This window comes from Janibacter massiliensis (genome assembly GCF_900289115.1).
GTDB classification, from domain to species: domain Bacteria; phylum Actinomycetota; class Actinomycetes; order Actinomycetales; family Dermatophilaceae; genus Janibacter_A; species Janibacter_A massiliensis.
The window spans coordinates 1866333-1885569 of the sequence record NZ_LT985196.1; the positions used below are offsets into that span (position 1 = coordinate 1866333).

The window sequence follows — 19237 nt, forward strand, 5'->3', positions numbered from 1 at the left end:
TCAGTCCTGCGCGACCTCCGGTTCCCCGGCGGCCGAGGGGTCGACGGCCAGGGCCCGGGCGTTGTCCGGCAGCGGCGGGGGAGTGCCGCCCCACTCGGGGCAGAGGTCGCGGAAGTCGCACCAGTCGCACAGGCGCGAGGTCCGGGGGCGCCAGTCGCCGGTCTCCGCCGCACGGCGGATGGCCTGCCACACCGCGGCGACGTTGCGCTCGAGCGCCCGCAGGTCGGCCTCGTCGGGGGCGTAGCGGACGATCTGGCCGTCGCCGAGATACACGAGCTGCAGCAGGGTGGGCATGACACCCCGGGACCGCCACAGCACGAGGGCGTAGAACTTCATCTGGAACAGGGCCTTGCCCTCGAACAGCTCGCTCGGCGCGCGACCGGTCTTGTAGTCGACGACCCGCACCCGACCGTCGGGGGCGACGTCGAGCCGGTCGACGTACCCGCGCAGGGTGAGGCCGTCGACGTCCGCCTCGACGTAGAGCTCCCGTTCCGCCGGCTCGAGGCACGTCGGATCCTCGAGGGTGAACCAGCGGCGCACGAGGGCCTCCGCGTCGCCGAACCACGTCGCCTCGTCGACGCCCGCGCCGTCCGCGATCTCCGACCCGTCCGTCGGCACAGCGTCTCCGGCGATGAGGGTCGCGAGCTCCGGTTCCTCACGCACCAGCCGCTCCCACTCGGGGCGAAGCAGGCCGACAGCGGCCTCGGGCGAGCGTTCCGCCGCGGGCAGGTCGAACAGCCGCTCCAGGGCGGCGTGCACGAGCGTCCCGCGGGCCGCAGCGGGTGAGGGCGGACCCTCGATCCGGTCGATCACCCGGAAGCGGTACAGCAGGGGGCACTGCTTGAAGTCCGCCGCCCGGCTGGGCGACAGGGCGGCCCGCAGCGGGCGCGCGGTCGGGCTGGCGGTCGTCGTCATGGTGTCGACGCTAGGCCCGGGCACCGACAACGCTCAGGCCTCCGGGACGTACCCGAGGTTGGGCGACAGCCAGCGCTCGGCCTCCTCGAGCGACCATCCCTTGCGTCGCGCGTAGTCCTCGACCTGGTCCTTGCCGACCCGTCCGACGACGAAGTACTGGCTGCTCGGGTGCGAGAAGTACCAGCCCGAGACCGACGCACCCGGCCACATGGCCATGCCCTCCGTGAGCTCGATCCCGGTGTTCTGCTCGACGTCGAGCAGGCGCCACAGGGTCAGCTTCTCCGTGTGGTCGGGGCATGCCGGGTAGCCGGGAGCGGGACGGATGCCCTCGTAGCGCTCCTTGATGAGGTCGTCGTTACCGAGCTCCTCCTGCGGGGCGTGTCCCCAGAACTCGGTGCGGACCCGCTGGTGCAGCCGCTCGGCGAAGGACTCGGCGAGCCGGTCGGCGAGCGACTCCAGGAGGATCGCGCTGTAGTCGTCGTGCTCGGCCTTGAACGCCTCGATCCGCTCCCGGATCCCGAGGCCGGCGGTCACCGCGAAGGCGCCGACGTGGTCGGCGACCCCGCTCTCCTTCGGTGCGACGAAGTCGGCGAGCGAGCGGTTGGGCACACCGTCGCGGTGCTTGCCTTGCTGGCGCAGCATCCGCAGCGTCTCCCGGACCTGGGCGCGGTCCGGCCCGGTGTAGATCTCGATGTCGTCGCCGACGGTGTTCGCCGGGAAGAGGCCGATGACCCCGTTCGCCGTGAGCCAGCCCTCCTCGATCGCGCGGTCGAGCATCCGCTGACCGTCCTCGAAGAGCTTTCGCGCCGCCTCGCCCGTCGTCGGGTTGTGGAGGATGTCCGGGTAGGAGCCCTTCATCTCCCACGCGTTGAAGAACGGCTGCCAGTCGATGAACTCCCGCAGCTCTGCCAGGGGGTAGTCGCGCAGGACCGTCACCTGCTCGCCCCCGTCACGGAGCATCGCCGGCTCGACGGCCGGCCAGTCCTCGATCGGCGTCCGGTTCGCCCGGGCCTGCTCGATCGTCAGGGCGGGCCGGTCCCCGGTCTTGGCCGCGTGCCGCTCGCGGAGCGAGGCGTACTCGCCGGCGGTCTGCTCGACGAGCGCCTGGCGCCCGGCGGGGGACAGCAGCGAGGCGACGACCGGCACCGAGCGCGAGGCGTCCTTGACCCAGACGACCGGCCCGTCGTAGCGCTGGTCGACCTTCACCGCCGTGTGGGCCTTGCTCGTCGTCGCGCCACCGAGCAGGAGCGGGACATCCATGCCGCGGCGCTGCATCTCCGTCGCGACACCGACCATCTCGTCCAGGCTCGGGGTGATGAGGCCGGACAGGCCGATGACGTCGGCGTTCTCCTCCTCCGCGCGGTCGAGGATCGTCGCGGTCGGGACCATGACGCCGAGGTCGACCACGTCATAGTTGTTGCACTGGAGGACGACCCCGACGATGTTCTTGCCGATGTCGTGGACGTCGCCCTTGACCGTCGCCATGACGACCTTGCCCTTGGCGTTCGAGCTCATGTCGCCCGAGGCCACCTTCTCCGCCTCGATGAAGGGAATGAGGTAGGCCACGGCCTTCTTCATCACCCGGGCCGACTTCACCACCTGGGGGAGGAACATCTTCCCCGCCCCGAAGAGGTCGCCGACGACGTTCATCCCGTCCATGAGGGGGCCCTCGATGACCTCGATCGGCTTGCCGCCGCGGGCCTCGATCTGCGCGCGCAGCTCCTCGGTGTCGGACTCGACGTGGTCGTCGATGCCCTTGACGAGGGAGTGGGTGATGCGCTCCCCGACGGGCAGGTCGCGCCACTCCTCCGCGGCGACCTCCCTGGCGCCGCCGTCGGCGGCGTAGTCCCCGGCGATCTCGAGCAGGCGCTCCGTCGCGTCGGGCCGGCGGTTGAGGATGACGTCCTCGATCCGCTCCCGGAGCCTCTCGTCCACCTCGTCGTAGACGACGAGCGCACCGGCGTTGACGATGCCCATGTCCATCCCGGCGCGGATCGCGTGGTACAGGAACACCGCGTGGATCGCCTCGCGGACCGGGTTGTTGCCGCGGAAGCTGAAGGAGACGTTCGAGACGCCACCGGAGACGAGCGCCCCGGGCAGGTTCTCCTTGATCCACCGGGTGCCCTCGATGAAGTCGGTGCCGTAGGTGGCGTGCTCCTCGATGCCCGTCGCGACGGCGAAGATGTTCGGGTCGAAGATGATGTCGTGCGGCGGGTACCCGACGTCGTCGACGAGGATCCGGTAGGCCCGCTCGCAGATCTCCTTGCGTCGCTCGAGGGTGTCGGCCTGGCCGTCCTCGTCGAACGCCATGACGACGATCGCTGCACCGTGCTTGCGGCACAGCCGGGCGTGCTCGACGAACGGCTCCACGCCCTCCTTCATCGAGATCGAGTTGACGATCGACTTGCCCTGGATGCACTTGAGGCCGGCCTCGATGACCTCCCACTTGCTCGAGTCGACCATGACCGGCACCTTGCAGATGTCCGGCTCGGTGGCGACGAGCTTGAGGAAGCGGTCCATCGCGGCGACGCCGTCGATCATCCCCTCGTCCATGTTGACGTCGATGACCTGGGCGCCGTTCTCGACCTGCTGGCGCGCGACCGCCAGCGCCGTGGGGTAGTCCTCGTTCTGGATGAGCTTGCGGAAGCGGGCCGAGCCGGTGATGTTCGTCCGCTCGCCGACGTTGACGAAGAGCGAGTCCTCCGTGACGACGAGCGGCTCGAGGCCCGACAGGCGCAGGGCGGGCGGGACCTGCGCCCGCTCCCGGGGGGTGACGCCCGCGACGGCGGCGGAGAACTCCCGGATGTGGTCGGGGCCGGTGCCGCAGCACCCGCCGACGATGTTGACCAGACCCTCCTGTGCGTACGCAGAGACGACCTTGGCCATCTCCTGTGGGGTCTCGTCGTACTCGCCGAAGGCGTTCGGCAGACCGGCGTTGGGGTAGAGCGAGACGAAGGTGTCCGCCAGACGCGAGAGCTCCTGGACGTACGGGCGCATCTCGTCCGCGCCGAGCGCGCAGTTGAGCCCGATGGCCAGGGGCCTCGCGTGCCGCACTGAGTACCAGAACGCCTCGGTGGTCTGGCCCGACAGGGTCCGTCCGGAGGCATCGGTGATGGTGCCCGACAGGATGATCGGCCACCGGCGGCCGGTCTCCTCGAAGAGCGTCTCGCACGCGAAGATCGCAGCCTTGGCGTTGAGGGTGTCGAAGATCGTCTCGATGAGCAGGACGTCGACGCCGCCGTCGACGAGGGCGCGGGCCTGCTCGAGGTAGGCGCCTGCGAGCTCGTCGAAGCTCGTGTTCCGCGCGCCCGGGTCGTTGACGTCCGGCGAGATCGACGCGGTGCGGTTCGTCGGGCCGAGGGCGCCGAGGACGAACCGGGGTCGGCTGGGGTCCTCCGCCTCCGCGGCGTCCGCGGCCTCGCGCGCCAGGCGGGCCGAGGCCTCGTTGAGCTCGACCGTCAGGTCCTCCATGCCGTAGTCGGCCATCGAGATGCGCTGGGCGTTGAAGGTGTTCGTCTCGATGAGGTCCGCGCCGGCCTCGAGGTACTCGGCATGGATCTCCCGGATGACCTCCGGCGCGGTGATCGACAGCAGGTCGTTGTTGCCCCGCAGGTCGCTCGGCCAGGCGGCGAATCGCTCGCCCCGGTAGTCCTCCTCGGTGAGCTGGTGGCGCTGGATCATCGTGCCCATCGCACCGTCGAGGACGAGGATCCGCTCGCGGAGGATCTCGGTGAGCTGCTCGGTCGCATCCGGTCGCCACGTCATGGCCGCAGTATCCCAGCAGGTGCGGCGGGTACCGTCGCCGCCATGTCGAGCCAGTCGCCCGAGCCGGGCAGCGGTCTGCGCGTCGCCACGATCGGTGGCGTCCCGATCCATCTGTCGGGGACCTGGCCGGTGCTCGCCGTGCTCATCCTCGTCGTCGTCGGGGGTCAGACCGCCCGATCCCACCCGGAGCTCGGCGCGGGCGCCTACGGCGTGGCTGCCGTCTACGTCGTCCTCCTCGCCGTGTCCGTCCTGCTCCACGAGGGGGCCCACGCGGCCGTGGCCCGCGCTCGGGGGCTACCGGTCCACCGGATCGTCCTCGACGTCTGGGGCGGCCACACGACGTACGACGGGCGCCGCGCCGGTCCCGGCAGCACCGCTCTCATCGCGCTGTCCGGCCCCGTGACGAACGGCGTGCTCGGCGTCGCGGCCCTGGGACTCCGGCCGCTGCTGGACGGCGTCGCCCTCCTGGTCGTCGGCGGGTTCGGGGTCCTCAACGTCGCGCTCGCGCTCTTCAACCTCCTCCCGGGGCTGCCCTTCGACGGCGGGCAGGTCGTCGAGGCCGGGGTGTGGGGTGCCACCGGCCGGCGCTCCACCGCGCGCGCGGTCGCCGGCTGGTGCGGGATCGCCGCCGCCGTCCTCGTCGCGCTGTGGTTCGTCGCCCTGCCGCTGCTCGGGGGCGCCGCGCCCGTCGGCCTCCTCTGGTCGGTCGTCGTCGCCGTCTTCGTCGCGCGGGGCGCGTGGGGGGCGGTGCGCAGCGCGCGGCTGCTCCGGGCGGTCGAGCAGGTCCGCCTGCGGGACGTGATCCTCCCGACGGTCACCGTCCCGCCCGGCACGTGGCTCGGGGCCCTCGTCCCGGGGACGGCTGCGGTCGTCGTCGAGGCCGGTCGCATCACCGGTGTCGTCGACCCGCGCGCCACGACGGCCGTGCCACCCGGCGAACGGGACTCCACGCGGGTCGAGGCCGTCCTCGCCGCCGTCCCGCCCGACCGCGTCGTCGCCGCGGCGCCGGACGGGACGCTCGAGCCGCTGCTGGGCACGCTCGACGGCCGAGACGGGTACCTCGTGGTCACCGACGCCCACGGCAGGCCCTACGGCGTGACGACGGCCGGAACGCTCGTGCGGGCGGTGTCGGGCGACCGCGGGCGGGCCTAGACTCGACCCCCATGACCGCGACCGGAACCGACCTGCGCCGAGGCCCCTTCCGAGAGGGCGACCGGGTCCAGCTCACCGACCCCAAGGGACGGCTGCACACGATCACCCTCACCCCGGGGAAGCAGTTCCACACCCACCGTGGTCACATCACCCACGACGAGCTCATCGGAGCGCCCGACGGGTCGACGGTGACGAACACTGCCGGCGTCGAGTACCTCGCGCTCCGGCCCCTGCTCGCCGACTACGTGATGTCGATGCCGCGCGGCGCCGCCGTCGTCTACCCGAAGGACGCCGGGCAGATCGTCACCATGGGGGACGTCTTCCCCGGCGCGGTCGTCGTCGAGGCCGGTGTCGGGTCGGGGGCCCTCTCGATGTCGCTCCTGCGCGCCGTCGGCGACACCGGCACGGTGCACAGCTTCGAGCGCCGGGAGGACTTCGCGGCCATCGCCAAGGCCAACGCCCGGGCGTTCTTCGGCACCGACCACCCCGCGTGGACGGTCACCGTCGGCGACCTCGTCGAGGAGCTGCCCGCCGCGGTGGAGCCCGGGACCGTCGACCGCGTCGTGCTCGACATGCTCGCCCCGTGGGAGTGCCTCGACGTCGTCGCCGAGGCCCTCGTGCCGGGCGGCCTGCTCATCTGCTACGTCGCGACCGCCACCCAGCTGAGCAAGGTCGCCGAGGCGATGCGCGAGCACGGTGGGTACACGGAGCCGAGCGCATGGGAGTCGCTGGTGCGCGGCTGGCACCTCGAGGGCCTGGCCGTCCGCCCGCAGCATCGGATGCACGGCCACACGGGCTTCCTCATCACGACCCGCCGACTCGCCCCCGACACGGCACCGCCGCTGCGGAAGCGACGCCCGAGCAAGGGCGCCTACGGCGAGGACGCCGCCTCGTCCGGGGACGCCGCCGACACCGGTCCCGTCGAGCACCTGGGGCCCGTCACGGTCCCGGACGAGGACTGGACCCCCGAGGCGCTGGGGGAGCGGGTCGCCTCGGAGAAGAAGGTCCGCAGGCTGCGCCGCAGCATGGGGCTGCTCGAGGAAGCGGGCCATGACGCCTGAGCAGGAAGCGGGCGGGGGAGGCATGACCGCGCAGGAGCGCGCCGAGCTCGCGCGGGCGCGGTCCAACGCCCAGACCCTCGCGGCGCAGAACGAGCGACTCGTCCGCACGATCAAGGACGCGCGGGAGCAGATCACGACCCTGCGCGCCGAGGTCGAGCGGCTCGGGCAGCCCCCGTCGCCGTACGCCACCCTCACGCGCTGCCACGCGGACGGCACGGTCGACGTGCTCAACCACGGCCGGCGCATGAACGTCGCCGTGTCGCCCGAGGTCGAGCGCTCCGCGCTGGCGATCGGCGCGGACGTCCGGCTCAACGAGGCGATGAACGTCGTCAGCGTGCACCCGCCGGAGGACACCGGCGAGGTCGTCATGGTCACCGAGGTCGTCGACCCCGAGCGCGTCCTCGTCCGGGTGCGGCAGGACGAGGAACGGGTGGTCCGCCTCGCCGGCGGCCTCGTGGGTCGCCTCCGCCCCGGAGACTCGGTGCGGATCGACACCAAGGCGGGCATCGCGCACGAGCCGATCGACAAGGCCGAGGTGGCCGACCTCGTCCTCGAGGAGGTTCCGGACGTCTCCTACGACGACATCGGTGGGCTGTCCTCCCAGATCGAGGCGATCCGCGACGCCGTCGAGCTGCCGTGGCTGCACCCCGAGCTCTACGCCGAGCACGGGCTGAAGCCGCCGAAGGGTGTGCTCCTCTACGGTCCCCCGGGCAACGGGAAGACGATGATCGCCAAGGCGGTGGCCGCCTCGCTCGCCCGCCGGGTGGCGCAGGACCGCGGCCGGGACGTCCCGACGGCGTACTTCCTCAACATCAAGGGCCCCGAGCTGCTCAACAAGTACGTCGGCGAGACCGAGCGTCACATCCGGCTCATCTTCGAGCGGGCCCGGTCGAAGGCCGGGGACGGCATGCCCGTCGTCGTCTTCTTCGACGAGATGGACAGCCTGTTCCGCACCCGCGGGTCGGGTGTCTCGAGCGACGTCGAGACGACGATCGTGCCGCAGCTGCTCGCCGAGATCGACGGCGTCGAGGGCCTCGAGAACGTCATCGTCATCGGGGCGACCAACCGCGAGGACATGATCGACCCGGCGATCCTCCGCCCCGGTCGGCTCGACGTGAAGATCCGGATCGACCGCCCGGACGCCGACGGTGCCCGTGAGATCTTCGCGCGCTACCTCACCCCCGCGTTGCCGATCGCCGAGGAGGAGCGGGAGCGGCACGGGTCGGCCGAGGCGGCCGTCCGCGCGATGATCGACGCGGCGGTGGAGCGGATGTACGCACCCACCCCCGAGAACCGGTTCATCGAGATCACGTACGCCAGCGGGCGTCACGAGGTCCTCCACCTCGGTGACTTCGCCTCCGGCGCGATGATCCAGAACGTCGTCGACCGCGCGAAGAAGCGGGCGATCAAGGAACTGATCGCCAGCGGTCGGCGGGGGCTGCGCACCGAGCACCTCCTCGCCGGCGTGGCGGCGGAGCTCCTCGAGAACGAAGACCTGCCGAACACCTCCGACCCCGCGTCGTGGGCGCGGGTGAGCGGCCGACGGGGCGAGAAGGTCGTCGCGCTCCGGTCGCTCGTCGACCGGTCGGCCGGCGAGCCGGCGGTCGACTAGCCGGCCGCTCGGCGACGAGCGAGCCGGGCGAGGGATGCGATCGCCCGCCACCCGAGCAGGAAGGCCCCGGCGACGAGGGTCGCGACGACGACGAAGGGCAGGGCGGTGCCCTGGCCGACGGCCTGGCGGACCGCCATCCCGCCGAAGACGGTCGAGAGCCAGACGGGGACGCCGTGCCAGGCTGCCGCGGGCCAGCGGCCGAGGGTGCCCAGGACGAGCAACCAGCCGAGGCCCAGGCCCACGAGGAAGGGCCAGGCGGTCGTCAGTACCCCGGCGGCATCGATCCCCTCCGCGTGCGAGGACCGGCCGACGACCGCGAAGACGACCACGAGCAGGACGTCGAGGACGAGCGCGAGGGTCTGGGAGCGCCCCCAGGTGAAGGACCACGATCCCGTCGTCCAGCGCGGGCCGAGGTCGTCGGCGTCGGGCGGGAGGTCCTCGAGGGAGCCGCCGAAGCGGGGGTCCGGACCGGGGGTGCTCATCCTCGCCGCCCTTCGCCGAGGGGACGCGAAGCGTGATCGGTGATCGGGACGGTCGGGAGCAGGTGGCGGGCGATCTCTCGGACGAGCTCCTCACGGGCGGCCCAGCCGTGGGCCGTGAGGCCCGGGAAGGACGCGTACCCGTGCGGGGTGTTCGGGTAGGTGGTCGAGACGACCGGCACACCTGCGGCGCGCAGGGCGTCCGCGTAGGCGAGGCCGTCGTCCCGCAGCGGGTCGAGGTCCGCCGTCTGGACGAGCGCCGGCGGCAGGCCGTGCAGGTCCCCGAGGATCGGCGAGAGGAGGGGGTCGGCGCCGTCCTGGTCCGTCCCGAGGTAGCCCGCCCGGAACGCCGCGGTCATCGCGACGGTGAGGATCGGGTGCTCGGGTCCCTCCCCGAGAGCGACGATCTCGGGTCGCTCCCGCAGGTCGGTCGCCGGGTAGAGGAGGGCCTGGTGGCGCACGGCGAGGCCCTCGTCCCGCAGGTGCTGGGCCAGGACCGCCGCGATGTTCCCTCCGGCGCTGTCCCCGGCGAGACCGATGCGGCTGGGGTCGATGCGCAGGGCCGCCGCCTCCGAGAGGAGCCACGTCGTTGCGTCCATGGTGTCGTGGACGGCCGTGGGGGCGAGGTGCTGCGGCGCCTTGCGGTAGTTCGGCATCGCGACGATCGCGCCGATCCGGGCCGCGAGGTGGGTGGCCAGCGGGTCGTACCCGCGCACGTGCCCCAGCGCGAAGCCGCCCCCGTGGACGAGGACGAGCAGCGGCACCGGGCCGACCCGCGCCGCGGTCGGGGTGTGGGTCCGCACGAGCATCCGGCCGCCGTCGCGGGCCGTGATCCACGCGTCGGTCGAGGTCACGCTGCGGTCGATCGCGCCGGTGACGAGGGAGATGGGCCAGCGGGCGCGCGGCGGCGGCGCCTGGAGGCGGGCGAGGAGCCGCGGCGGGGTCTGGTCGACCGGCCGGCTCACCCAGCGGGACGCGACGGCGAGCACCGCGGTGCGGCGAGGAAGCGCGTCGGGTGCAAGGGGTCGGGCTCGACGGGAGGTCACGGACCGATTGTCCCGCGTCCGGCGCCCGTAGGGTGAACCGTATGGCGGACGGCACGATGCGCGGCGGCGTGCGCCGCATCATGGGGATCGAGACCGAGTACGGGATATCGGTGCCCGGGGCGCCGATGGCGAACGCCATGACCGCCTCCGCCGCGGTCGTCCGCGCCTACGCGGCGCTGCCCGGGGTGACGACGGCCCGGCCCCGGTGGGACTACGCCGACGAGAGCCCGCTCGACGACGCCCGGGGATTCACCCGTGATCGCGAACAGGCCCACCCCTCGCAGCTCACGGACACGGAGGACCCGGGTGTGCCCAACCTCGTCCTCACCAACGGGGCGCGGCTCTACGTCGACCACGCCCATCCGGAGTACTCCTCGCCGGAGGTGCTCACCCCGCGCGAGGGGATCGTGTGGGACCGGGCGGGCGAGGTCGTCATGGCACGCGCGGTCGACCGCCTCGCCGCGGCGCCACCGGGCATCAACCTCTACAAGAACAACACCGACGGCAAGGGCGCGTCCTACGGCACGCACGAGAACTTCCTCCTCGACCGTGCCGTCGAGTTCTCGGACGTCGTCGCCGCGCTCGTCCCCTTCCTCGTGACCCGGCAGGTGCTCTGCGGCACCGGACGGGTCGGCATCGGTCAGCGCTCCGACCGCCCGGGCTTCCAGCTCGGCCAGCGCAGCGACTTCATGGAGTCCGTGGTCGCGCTCGAGACGACGCTCAACCGGCCGATCGTCAACACCCGCGACGAGCCCCACGCCGACCCGGACCGGTATCGCCGGCTGCACGTCATCATCGGGGACGCCACCCATGCCGACACGCCGACGCTGCTCGCGCTGGGGACGACCTCCCTCGTCCTGTCGATGCTCGAGCACGGCACCCTCGGGGAGCCGCTGCGGCTGGCCGACCCCGTGGCGGCGGTCCGCGCGGTGAGCCACGATCCGAGCCTGACGGCGACGGTCACGCTCGAGGACGGCAGGCGCCTGACGGCGCTGGACGTCCAGGAGGACTACCTCGCCCGGGTCCGCCGCCACCTCGGGACGGTCGCCGGGGGCGAGGTGGACACCGAGACCGCCGAGGTGGTCGGCACGTGGGAACGGGTGCTCGCCGGGCTCCGGGGCGATCGGGAGTCCGTCGCCAGCGACGTCGAGTGGCTGGCGAAGCTCACCCTCCTGCAGGCCTACCGCGACCGGGACGGCATGGCTTGGGACGACCCCCGACTGGCCGCCATCGACATCCAGTGGTCCGACGTCCGGCCCGACCGAGGGATCGCCCACCGGCTGCGCCGCCGGGGCGCTCTTCGCTGCCTGGCCACGCCCGAGGAGATCGCGGACGCCGTGACCCTGCCTCCGGGATCGACCCGGGCGTGGCTGCGGGGCGAGCTCGTCCGACGGTTCCCCGGGGACGTCGTCACCGCATCCTGGGACTCGGTCACCGTGGGCCGGGGGACCGGTGACGCCAGACAGCTGCGGAGGGTCGCACTGCCCGAGCCCGCTGCCTGCGGTCGGGCCGACATGGAGGCCGCGCTGGACGATGCCGACGATGCGCTGGACGCCGTCGGTGGCATGGTGTCCTGAACGTCCGCACCCCGAAGGAGCAGCGATGGCAGGCCATGAGCACGTCCGATCCCACGGCGGTCCCGACGACGGCGGTGACGCCGGCCCGGACGAGGTCGGCGCAGCCCAGCAGCACGCCGCGACGCGGGGTGCCGATCTCGATGACGTCCTCGCCGAGATCGACGGGGTCCTCGAGACCAACGCCGAGGAGTTCGTGTCCGGCTTCGTCCAGAAGGGCGGTCAGTGACCCTGGGGCGGGTCCCCGCCGTCCGACCGGTCGTCTGACGGCTCGTCACCAGGCGAGGAGTCCGCGGCCTGCGGGTCCTCGCCCTGCGAGGGCTCGGCGTTCGCGGCCTCGTCCGGCGCGTCGTCCGGCGCGTCGTCCGGAGCCGGGACCTCCTCGCTGCCTCCGACCGCGCCCAGCAGCCCGCGCAGATGGGCCAGCTGAGAGCTCACCGCCTCCCGGCGCTCCGTGAGAGCGGCGATCTCCCGCTCACCGTCGCGCCGGATGCGCTCGACTCGGGCGCGGGCCTCCGACAGCAGCGTGTCCGCCTCCCGGCGGGCTCGCGCGAGGACCTCGTCGGCCCGGGTGCGGGCCCGCTCCGCGATCGTGTCGGCCTCGGCCTCCGTCGCCTCGATCCGGGCCTCGGCAGCGGCCTGCCGCTCGGCCTGGGTGGTGCGCTGCCCCTCGAGCTCGGCGAGCACCGCCTCGCGGCGCGCCGCCAGGTCCCGCTCGACCTCCCCGACGAGCTGGGCGGACCGCGCCACGGCCTCCTCGTGGCGAGCGGATGCCTCCTCCCGTCGGACCCTGGACTCCTGCTGGGCATGCTCGAGGATCGCCGCGGCCTCATCCTTGGCGCCCGCGACGAGCGCCGTCGCCTCGGCGCGAGCCTCCTCGGTGGTGCGGGTGCACTCCGCCTCGGTGCGTTCCCGCAGCCGGGTCGTCTGCTCGTGCGTGACGCGCCGCAGCTCCTCCGCCTCGTCCTGCGCCGTCGACCGCAGCGCGGCAGCCTCCTCCTCGGCGAGGGTGAGGATCTGGCTGATCCGGGGGCCGAGGGTCGAGTAGTCGCCCTCGACGAGGACCCGCGGCGAGGCATGGGCCTCCGCGAGCTGGGTCGACGTCGAGGCAAGCTCGTCGCGGGTCGCGGCCAGCGCGCCCTCGAGCTCCCGCACCCGAGCCGTGAGCCGCGAGACCTCATCCTCCTTGAGCCTCAGGGTCTTGCGGTGGCGCTCGGCATCCCGCTCCCGCTGGTCGAGCTCCTTGGCCCGCTCGCGCAGCTCGCGCTCGCTCGACCGGCTCGAGCTGAGGCGTTCCTCGGCCTCGGCCCGCAGGCGAGCCGCCTCCGATCCCAGGCGTGCCGCCTCCTCGCGCGCCGTCTGGACCGCGCGCTCGAGATCGGCGTGCGCCTGGTCGACCTGGACCGGGTCGTAACCACGCAGCACGACTCTGAAGGGGATCGGCGTGGTCACGGGGCCTCCTCGGGGGCGACGGCGGGATGGTCGGGTCGATCCAACCAGCCATCCCTGAACCGCCGCTGGCCGAGGGCGCAAGGTGCTGCGCGACACCGGGCTCGTTAGCCTGTGGCGATGACCGCGACCGGCGGGCTGACGCGCCGCATCTTCGGGATCGAGACCGAGTTCGGCATCACGTGCTCGGACGATGGGCAGCGGACCCTTACCCCGGACGAGGTGGCCCGGCACCTGTTCCGGCCCGTGGTGCGCTTCGGGCGCTCGAGCAACGTCTTCCTCACCAACGGCGCGCGGCTCTACCTCGACGTCGGCTCCCACCCGGAGTACGCGACGGCCGAGTGCGACGACCCGCGCCAGGTCCTCGTCCAGGACCGTGCGGGGGAGGCGATCGTCGCGGACCTGGCCCGTCAGGCGCAGGCAGGCCTGAGGGAGGCCGGCGTCGCGGGGACGATCTACGTCTTCAAGAACAACGTCGACGCGAATGGCAACTCCTACGGCTGCCACGAGAACTACCTGGTCGGGCGGGAGACCGACTTCGCCGGGGCGGCGGACGCGCTCCTGCCGTTCCTCGTCACCCGGCAGCTCGTGTGCGGTGCCGGCCGGGTCGTGCGCGGACCGCGGGGGGCGACGTACGCCCTCAGCCAGCGGGCCGACCAGGTGTGGGAGGGCGTGAGCTCGGCGACGACGCGCTCGAGACCGATCATCAACACCCGGGACGAGCCGCACGCGGACCCCGAGCACCACCGGCGGCTGCACGTCATCGTCGGCGACTCGAACATGGCCGAGCCGACCACCTTGCTCAAGGTCGGGGCGTGCCACCTCGTGCTGCACATGATCGAGAGCGGCATCGAGATGCCGGAGCTCGCCCTGGCCAACCCCATCCGGGCCATCCGGGCGTTCAGCACCGACGCCACCGGTCGGACGACGGCCGAGCGGGCCGGTGGAGGCACGATCACCGCCCTCGACGTCCAGCGAGCGCTCTGCGAGCGGGCCACCGCCCACGCCGCGGAGCACGGCATGGACGACCCGACGACCGCGTCCGTCCTCGACCTGTGGACGCGGGCCGTGCGTGCCGTCGACGAGGACCGGCCGGAGCTCGTCGACACGGAGATCGACTGGGTCGTCAAACGGCGCCTCCTCGACACCTACGCCACCCGTCACGGGCTCGACCTCGACTCGCCGCGCATCGCCCAGCTCGATCTCGCCTACCACGACATCGACCCTGACCGCGGGGTCTTCCGGCTCCTGGAGCGGGCCGGGCGTGCCCGCCGGATCACCGACCCGGCCGAGATCGCCGACGCGACGACGATTCCCCCCCAGACGACGCGGGCGCGGCTGCGCGGGGACTTCGTCCGGGCCGCGAGAGAGCACGACCGCGACTTCACGGTCGACTGGGTCCACCTCAAGCTCAACGACGCCGGGCAGCGCACGGTCCTGTGCAAGGACCCGTTCCGGTCCCACGACGACCGGGTCGACCGCCTCCTCGAGGAGGCCTCGCGGCCGGCGCCCCGGCCGCCCACGCCGTGATCCGTCCTCAGCGACTGCCCAGTCGCTGAGGCTAGGGTGGACCGGTCCCGCCGAGCCCCCGGCTCCCCAGACCGAAGGAACCCCGTGCTCCGACCGCGCATCGCCGCCACCGTCCTCGCCCTCGCCCTCGGGCTCACCGCCTGCGGATCCTCGGCGACCGATCAGGCGAACTCGAAGTCCGACCCGGACGGGGTCCTGGAGAAGGTCGAGGTCACGGGCGGCGACGACAAGACCGCCCCGACCTTCGACCTCAAGGAGAAGCCGCTCAAGGCCGACAAGGCGGTCTCGCGCGTGCTCACCGAGGGCGATGGTGCGGAGGTGACGAAGGGCGACCTGGTCACTCTCGACATCGCGATCGTCAACGGCAAGGACGGCAAGGTCGTCAACGAGTCCTACACCCAGGACCCGGCCACCCTCCCGCTCTTCTCCCCGTCCGTGCCGAAGGGCGTGCGTGACGTCCTCGTCGGCAAGAAGGTCGGCAGCCGGGTGATCACCGCGCTGCCGGGCAAGGACGTGTTCGGCCCGCAGGGGAACCCGCAGGTCGGCATGACCGCCGAGGACCCCGTCCTCATCGAGATGGACATCAAGAAGGCGACGACCCTCCTCACGAAGGCGGAGGGGAAGGCCGTGCCCGCCAAGAAGGGGCTCCCGACCGTCAAGGCCGACGGCAAGAAGCCCGCGACCATCACCATGCCCAAGGCGGCGCCGTCGAAGAAGCTCGTCGTCCAGGACCTCGTCACCGGCGATGGCCCTGCCGTGAAGAAGGGCGACACGGTCTACGTGCACTACACCGGTGCCCTGTACCGGAACGGCAAGGTGTTCGACTCCAGCCTCGAGCGAGGCGAGCCGTTCAACTTCACCGTCGGTCAGGGCGGTGTCATCAAGGCGTGGGACACCGGCCTCATCGGCAAGAAGGTCGGCAGCCGTGTGCTCATGGTCGTCCCGCCCAAGGACGGCTACGGATCGAAGGGCAACCCGCAGGGCGGGATCAAGGGCACCGACACCCTCGTGTTCGTCATCGACATCCTCGGCGTCGTCTGACCGCCGACCACCACGACCCCCTCACGACAGGAGCAGCGATGCCGTTCGACCCCAGCACCACCAAGCCCGAGATCGACTTCCCCGGTGAGGCGCCGGACGACCTCGTCATCGAGGACATCACCGTCGGTGACGGCGCGGAGGCGACCGCGGGGTCGCGCATCAAGGCCCACTACGTCGGCGTCGCCCACTCGACCGGCGAGGAGTTCGACGCCTCGTGGAACCGCGGCGAGCCGCTCGCGTTCGTCGTCGGCGTCGGCCAGGTCATCCCGGGCTGGGACAAGGGCATCCTCGGCATGCGCGAGGGAGGACGGCGCAAGCTCGTCATCCCCCCGCACCTGGGCTACGGCGACCGCGGGGCAGGCGCCGCCATCAAGCCGGGGGAGACGCTGATCTTCGTCGTCGACCTCGTCCGGGTCGGCTGAGCGACGCACCAGCGGCCATGCCCGCGACGAACACCCCTCGGGGCAAGACCGAGCGGTTGATGAACCTGACGATGTGCCTGCTCGAGGCGCGGCAGCCGCTGCCCCGCGAGCGGATCAGGCGCGTCGTCGAGCAGTACCGCTCGGTCGCATCCGATGACGCGTTCGAGCGGATGTTCGAGCGCGACAAGGACGACCTGCGTACGCTCGGGATCCCGGTCCGCACCGAGACCGTCACCGTCGCCTTCGAGGACGAGGTCGGGTACCGGATCGATCCCGCCGACTACGCGCTGCCGGACCTCGAGCTCACCCCCCAGGAGCTCGCTGTCCTGGGCCTCGCTGCGCGGGAGTGGCAGCACGCCTCGCTCGCCCGGCCCGCCACGCTCGCGCTCCAGAAGCTCGCCGTCGGTGCCGACGGGGACGAGCTGGCCCGCCCGGTCGCCCTGCTCGAGCGGCTCGCCGCCCCCCCGGACCCTGCCTTCGACCCGGTGCGTGCCGCCTGCCGGCAGCGGCGGGTCATCGAGTTCGGCTACCGCTCGCACGGCTCGGCGGAGACCGTGGAGCGGCGGGTCCAGCCGTGGGGCCTCGTCCGCTGGAGAGGCCGGTGGTACCTCACCGGGCACGACCTGGGCCGCGACGACCGTCGGGTCTTCCGGCTCTCGCGCGTCGTCGGGGAGGTGCGCGCGGTCGGACGAGGGGGCGCCTTCGAGGTACCGGCCGACCACGACGGGGTGGCGATGGTCGAGGAGTCCTTCCGGGGCCTGACGACGATCACGCCGAGCCCGGCGGTCCTTCGGGTGCGCGCCGGGGCCGGTCACGAGCTGCGACGTCGCGCCCGGACGGTCGGGGAGGTCGACGACGAGTGGGACCTGATCGACATCGACCACGGGATCCTCGACGCCTTCGCCGACGAGGTGGCCTCGTACGGCGGCGACGTCGTCGTCGAGCAACCGGCGCACCTACGGGAGGCGGTCGTCAGCCGCCTGCGTGCCAGCTTGGCCGCGCACGACGAGAGGAGCGGTGCATGAGCAGGACCCGCCCGCCGGTCGAGACCGCCACCGAACGCCTCACCCGCCTGCTCGCGCTCGTCCCGTGGTTGAACGACCGGCAGGGGATCGAGGTCGACGAGGCCGCGCGTCAGCTCGGGATCACCCCGGAGCAGCTCCAGGACGACCTCGACCTCGTCCTCATGTGCGGCTACGGGACGATGCCCGACGAGATGATCGACGTCGCGTACGAGTCGGGCCGCATCGTCATCCACAACGCGGACACGATCGCCCGTCCGCTGCGCATCGGCCACGACGAGGCCCTCGCGCTGCTGCTCGGGCTGGAGAGCCTGGCGACGGTGCCGGGGGCCACCGACCTCGACGCGCTCGAGAGCGTGCGGGCGAAGCTCGAGGCCGCGACCACGGCTGGTGACGGCGCGCGCGCCGAGATCGCCGTCGCCAGGGACGCCCGGACCGACGTGGACGCAACCCTGACCGCCCTTCGCGACGCGCTCGACCGGCACCGGCGCGTCCGGCTGGTCTACCTCGTCGCGAGCCGCGACGACGAGACGCAGCGTGAGGTCGACCCGATGCGGCTCGTCACCGCGCCCGACGGCACGGTGTACCTCGAGGCGTGGTGCCACCGCGCCGAGGGGGTCCGGACGTTCCGCGTGAGCCGTATCCGGTCGGCGACGGTCCTGGACGTGGACGGCACCCCGCCGGCGGACGCCCGGCCCAACGTCCTCGACGAGCACGCCTTCGCCCCCGGCGAGGACGACCCGACCGCGGTGCTCGAGCTCGAGCCGACCGGGCGCTGGGTCGCCGAGTACGTGCCGGTCGAGTCGGTCGAGGAGCTGGGGGAGGGGCGGCTGCGCGTCCGGCTCCGGGTGAGCAGCGAGGACTGGCTCGTGCGCCTGGCGCTCCGCCTCGGGAGCTCCGGACGCGTGCTCGAGCCTGCGCGCCTGGCGAGCCGGGTCGCTGAGGCCGCCCGCGCGGGACTGGTCGGGTACGACCCGGCCCCGGCGTAGCATGAACCACGCAGCCCGGCCCCTGCGGGCACCACGAAACGTCACTGAGAGGCCCTGACCATGTTTGGTCTGCAAGCTCCCGAGCTCATCATCATCGCTCTGCTCGTCCTGCTGCTCTTCGGGTTCAAGAAGCTGCCCGACGCCGCGCGCAGCATCGGCCGGTCGGCCCGCGTCTTCAAGTCGGAGATGAACGAGATGAAGAACGACGACAAGGAGCGGCAGGCCACCGGCCACACCTCCATCCCGGGCGAGACGACCGAGCAGGGTCCCGTGACCGAGCGACGCATCGAGCCCGGCCCGGTCCTCGAGGACAACAGCCCGAGCACGGACAACCAGTCCGGCACGGTCCGCTGACCCACGCCCGTTCGTGGGAGCACGCGCCAAGCGCAACCCCGAGGGGCGGATGTCCCTCAAGGAGCACCTTCTCGAGTTCCGCCGCCGCCTGCTGATCTCGGCAGCGGCGCTCCTCCTCGGTGCGATCGCCGGGTGGTACCTCTTCGACCCGGTGTACGCGCATCTCACCGCTCCGCTGACCGATCTCGCCCGTCAGCGCGGTGACGACTCCGCACTCATCGCGCTCAACTACGCGGGGATCACCGCCGCCTTCAGCCAGCGACTCTCGCTGGCCATCTGGATCGGCGTCATCATCTCCAGCCCGGTGTGGCTGTACGAGGCGTGGGCGTTCCTCGCCCCCGGCCTGACGACGAAGGAGAAGCGGATCTCGCTCCTGTTCGTCGCGGCGAGCGTCCCGCTCTTCCTCGCCGGCTGCTGGTTCGGCTACATGACGCTGCCGAAGGCGATCCAGTTCCTGCTGGGGATCACCCCCGACGGCGCGGCGAACCTGCCCGAGGCGGACATGTACTTCAAGTTCGTCACCCGGTTCATCCTCATCTTCGGCCTTGCGTGGCTGCTCCCGGTCTTCCTCGTCGGCGCGAACATGCTCCACGTCCTCCCGGCCCGCGTGATGCTCAACGGCTGGCGTCCGGCGGTCGTGCTCATCTTCCTCGCGGCGGCGATCGCCACCCCGACACCCGACCCGTACACGATGTTCCTGATGGGCGGCCCGCTCGTCGTCCTCTACTTCTTCGCCGTGGGCGTCGCCTTCCTCAACGACCGGCGCCGGAAGGCCGAGGAACCGGAGTGGATGGGCCTGGCGGACGACGAGGCCTCGGTCCTCTGA

The 19237-nt window shown here is 72.4% G+C and carries 17 protein-coding genes; 12 read left to right on the top strand and 5 right to left on the bottom strand.

Annotated features, from left to right (window positions below):
- On the bottom strand, nucleotides 1-915 hold the full coding sequence (locus DAA34_RS09090; RefSeq protein WP_106818672.1) for a RecB family exonuclease: 915 nt from the start codon (nucleotides 913-915) through the stop codon (nucleotides 1-3).
- 33 nt (nucleotides 916-948) lie between these two features.
- On the bottom strand, nucleotides 949-4680 hold the full coding sequence (gene metH / locus DAA34_RS09095; RefSeq protein ID WP_106818675.1) for a methionine synthase: 3732 nt from the start codon (nucleotides 4678-4680) through the stop codon (nucleotides 949-951).
- 42 nt (nucleotides 4681-4722) lie between these two features.
- Here metH and DAA34_RS09100 point away from each other — a divergent pair, with 42 nt between their 5' ends.
- The 3 genes from DAA34_RS09100 to arc are packed head-to-tail and all read left to right on the top strand — an operon-like array spanning nucleotide 4723 to nucleotide 8505.
- Nucleotides 4723-5832 carry a site-2 protease family protein gene (locus tag DAA34_RS09100; protein ID WP_106818677.1) on the top strand — a complete coding sequence of 370 codons (1110 nt, stop codon included), beginning with the start codon at nucleotides 4723-4725 and terminating at the stop codon, nucleotides 5830-5832.
- A gap of 11 nt (nucleotides 5833-5843) precedes the next feature.
- Nucleotides 5844-6893 carry a tRNA (adenine-N1)-methyltransferase gene (locus tag DAA34_RS09105; RefSeq protein WP_106818679.1) on the top strand — a complete coding sequence of 350 codons (1050 nt, stop codon included), beginning with the start codon at nucleotides 5844-5846 and terminating at the stop codon, nucleotides 6891-6893.
- Nucleotides 6883-8505 (top strand): proteasome ATPase, encoded by a 1623-nt coding sequence (gene arc / locus DAA34_RS09110; protein WP_106818681.1) that lies wholly within the window; start codon nucleotides 6883-6885, stop codon nucleotides 8503-8505. The genes DAA34_RS09105 and arc overlap by 11 nt, the downstream gene beginning before the upstream one ends.
- Here the strand turns inward: arc and DAA34_RS09115 are convergent.
- Nucleotides 8502-8987 carry a DUF3054 domain-containing protein gene (locus DAA34_RS09115; RefSeq protein ID WP_106818684.1) on the bottom strand — a complete coding sequence of 162 codons (486 nt, stop codon included), beginning with the start codon at nucleotides 8985-8987 and terminating at the stop codon, nucleotides 8502-8504. The two genes, arc and DAA34_RS09115, sit on opposite strands and share 4 nt — an antisense overlap.
- A complete protein-coding gene (locus DAA34_RS09120; RefSeq protein ID WP_158707693.1) occupies nucleotides 8984-10030 on the bottom strand; it encodes an alpha/beta hydrolase in 1047 nt (348 codons plus the stop codon). Before DAA34_RS09120 ends, DAA34_RS09115 begins: the two co-directional genes overlap by 4 nt.
- Nucleotides 10031-10071: 41 nt before the next feature.
- Here DAA34_RS09120 and dop point away from each other — a divergent pair, with 41 nt between their 5' ends.
- Nucleotides 10072-11607 (top strand): depupylase/deamidase Dop, encoded by a 1536-nt coding sequence (dop, locus tag DAA34_RS09125; protein WP_325027525.1) that lies wholly within the window; start codon nucleotides 10072-10074, stop codon nucleotides 11605-11607.
- A 25-nt stretch (nucleotides 11608-11632) separates the two neighbouring features.
- Entirely contained in the window at nucleotides 11633-11833 is a 201-nt protein-coding gene (locus DAA34_RS09130; RefSeq protein ID WP_106818688.1) for a ubiquitin-like protein Pup, read from the top strand.
- Here DAA34_RS09130 and DAA34_RS09135 read toward each other — a convergent pair.
- On the bottom strand, nucleotides 11827-13056 hold the full coding sequence (locus DAA34_RS09135) for a coiled-coil domain-containing protein (RefSeq protein ID WP_106818690.1): 1230 nt from the start codon (nucleotides 13054-13056) through the stop codon (nucleotides 11827-11829). The two genes, DAA34_RS09130 and DAA34_RS09135, sit on opposite strands and share 7 nt — an antisense overlap.
- A gap of 135 nt (nucleotides 13057-13191) precedes the next feature.
- On the opposite strand from DAA34_RS09135, the gene pafA reads away from it, so the two are divergent.
- The 7 genes from pafA to tatC all read left to right on the top strand — a co-directional run bounded on the left by pafA (nucleotide 13192) and on the right by tatC (nucleotide 19237).
- The gene (gene pafA, locus DAA34_RS09140; protein WP_106820031.1) at nucleotides 13192-14583 is read left to right on the top strand and encodes a Pup--protein ligase; all 1392 of its coding nucleotides are present in this window, start codon (nucleotides 13192-13194) and stop codon (nucleotides 14581-14583) included.
- A gap of 84 nt (nucleotides 14584-14667) precedes the next feature.
- A complete protein-coding gene (locus tag DAA34_RS09145) occupies nucleotides 14668-15624 on the top strand; it encodes an FKBP-type peptidyl-prolyl cis-trans isomerase (RefSeq protein WP_106818692.1) in 957 nt (318 codons plus the stop codon).
- Nucleotides 15625-15662: 38 nt separating this feature from the next.
- Nucleotides 15663-16046: an FKBP-type peptidyl-prolyl cis-trans isomerase gene (locus DAA34_RS09150; RefSeq protein WP_106818694.1), complete on the top strand. Its 384-nt coding sequence runs from the start codon at nucleotides 15663-15665 to the stop codon at nucleotides 16044-16046.
- A 17-nt stretch (nucleotides 16047-16063) separates the two neighbouring features.
- On the top strand, nucleotides 16064-17071 hold the full coding sequence (locus tag DAA34_RS09155) for a helix-turn-helix transcriptional regulator (protein ID WP_106818696.1): 1008 nt from the start codon (nucleotides 16064-16066) through the stop codon (nucleotides 17069-17071).
- Entirely contained in the window at nucleotides 17068-18057 is a 990-nt protein-coding gene (locus DAA34_RS09160) for a helix-turn-helix transcriptional regulator (RefSeq protein WP_106818698.1), read from the top strand. Before DAA34_RS09155 ends, DAA34_RS09160 begins: the two co-directional genes overlap by 4 nt.
- A gap of 60 nt (nucleotides 18058-18117) precedes the next feature.
- Nucleotides 18118-18411: a Sec-independent protein translocase subunit TatA gene (gene tatA, locus DAA34_RS09165; RefSeq protein ID WP_106818700.1), complete on the top strand. Its 294-nt coding sequence runs from the start codon at nucleotides 18118-18120 to the stop codon at nucleotides 18409-18411.
- 13 nt (nucleotides 18412-18424) lie between these two features.
- The gene (gene tatC / locus DAA34_RS09170) at nucleotides 18425-19237 is read left to right on the top strand and encodes a twin-arginine translocase subunit TatC (protein ID WP_234354185.1); all 813 of its coding nucleotides are present in this window, start codon (nucleotides 18425-18427) and stop codon (nucleotides 19235-19237) included.

What these genes read in the sequence shown, in the direction of transcription:
- DAA34_RS09090 (WP_106818672.1), bottom strand. Translation starts at nt 915, where the DNA reads ATGACGACGACCGCCAGCCCGACCGCGCGCCCGCTGCGGGCCGCCCTG.
- metH (WP_106818675.1), bottom strand. Translation starts at nt 4,680, where the DNA reads ATGACGTGGCGACCGGATGCGACCGAGCAGCTCACCGAGATCCTCCGC.
- DAA34_RS09100 (WP_106818677.1), top strand. Translation starts at nt 4,723, where the DNA reads ATGTCGAGCCAGTCGCCCGAGCCGGGCAGCGGTCTGCGCGTCGCCACG.
- DAA34_RS09105 (WP_106818679.1), top strand. Translation starts at nt 5,844, where the DNA reads ATGACCGCGACCGGAACCGACCTGCGCCGAGGCCCCTTCCGAGAGGGC.
- arc (WP_106818681.1), top strand. Translation starts at nt 6,883, where the DNA reads ATGACGCCTGAGCAGGAAGCGGGCGGGGGAGGCATGACCGCGCAGGAG.
- DAA34_RS09115 (WP_106818684.1), bottom strand. Translation starts at nt 8,987, where the DNA reads ATGAGCACCCCCGGTCCGGACCCCCGCTTCGGCGGCTCCCTCGAGGAC.
- dop (WP_325027525.1), top strand. Translation starts at nt 10,072, where the DNA reads ATGGCGGACGGCACGATGCGCGGCGGCGTGCGCCGCATCATGGGGATC.
- DAA34_RS09130 (WP_106818688.1), top strand. Translation starts at nt 11,633, where the DNA reads ATGGCAGGCCATGAGCACGTCCGATCCCACGGCGGTCCCGACGACGGC.
- DAA34_RS09150 (WP_106818694.1), top strand. Translation starts at nt 15,663, where the DNA reads ATGCCGTTCGACCCCAGCACCACCAAGCCCGAGATCGACTTCCCCGGT.
- DAA34_RS09155 (WP_106818696.1), top strand. Translation starts at nt 16,064, where the DNA reads ATGCCCGCGACGAACACCCCTCGGGGCAAGACCGAGCGGTTGATGAAC.
- DAA34_RS09160 (WP_106818698.1), top strand. Translation starts at nt 17,068, where the DNA reads ATGAGCAGGACCCGCCCGCCGGTCGAGACCGCCACCGAACGCCTCACC.
- tatA (WP_106818700.1), top strand. Translation starts at nt 18,118, where the DNA reads ATGTTTGGTCTGCAAGCTCCCGAGCTCATCATCATCGCTCTGCTCGTC.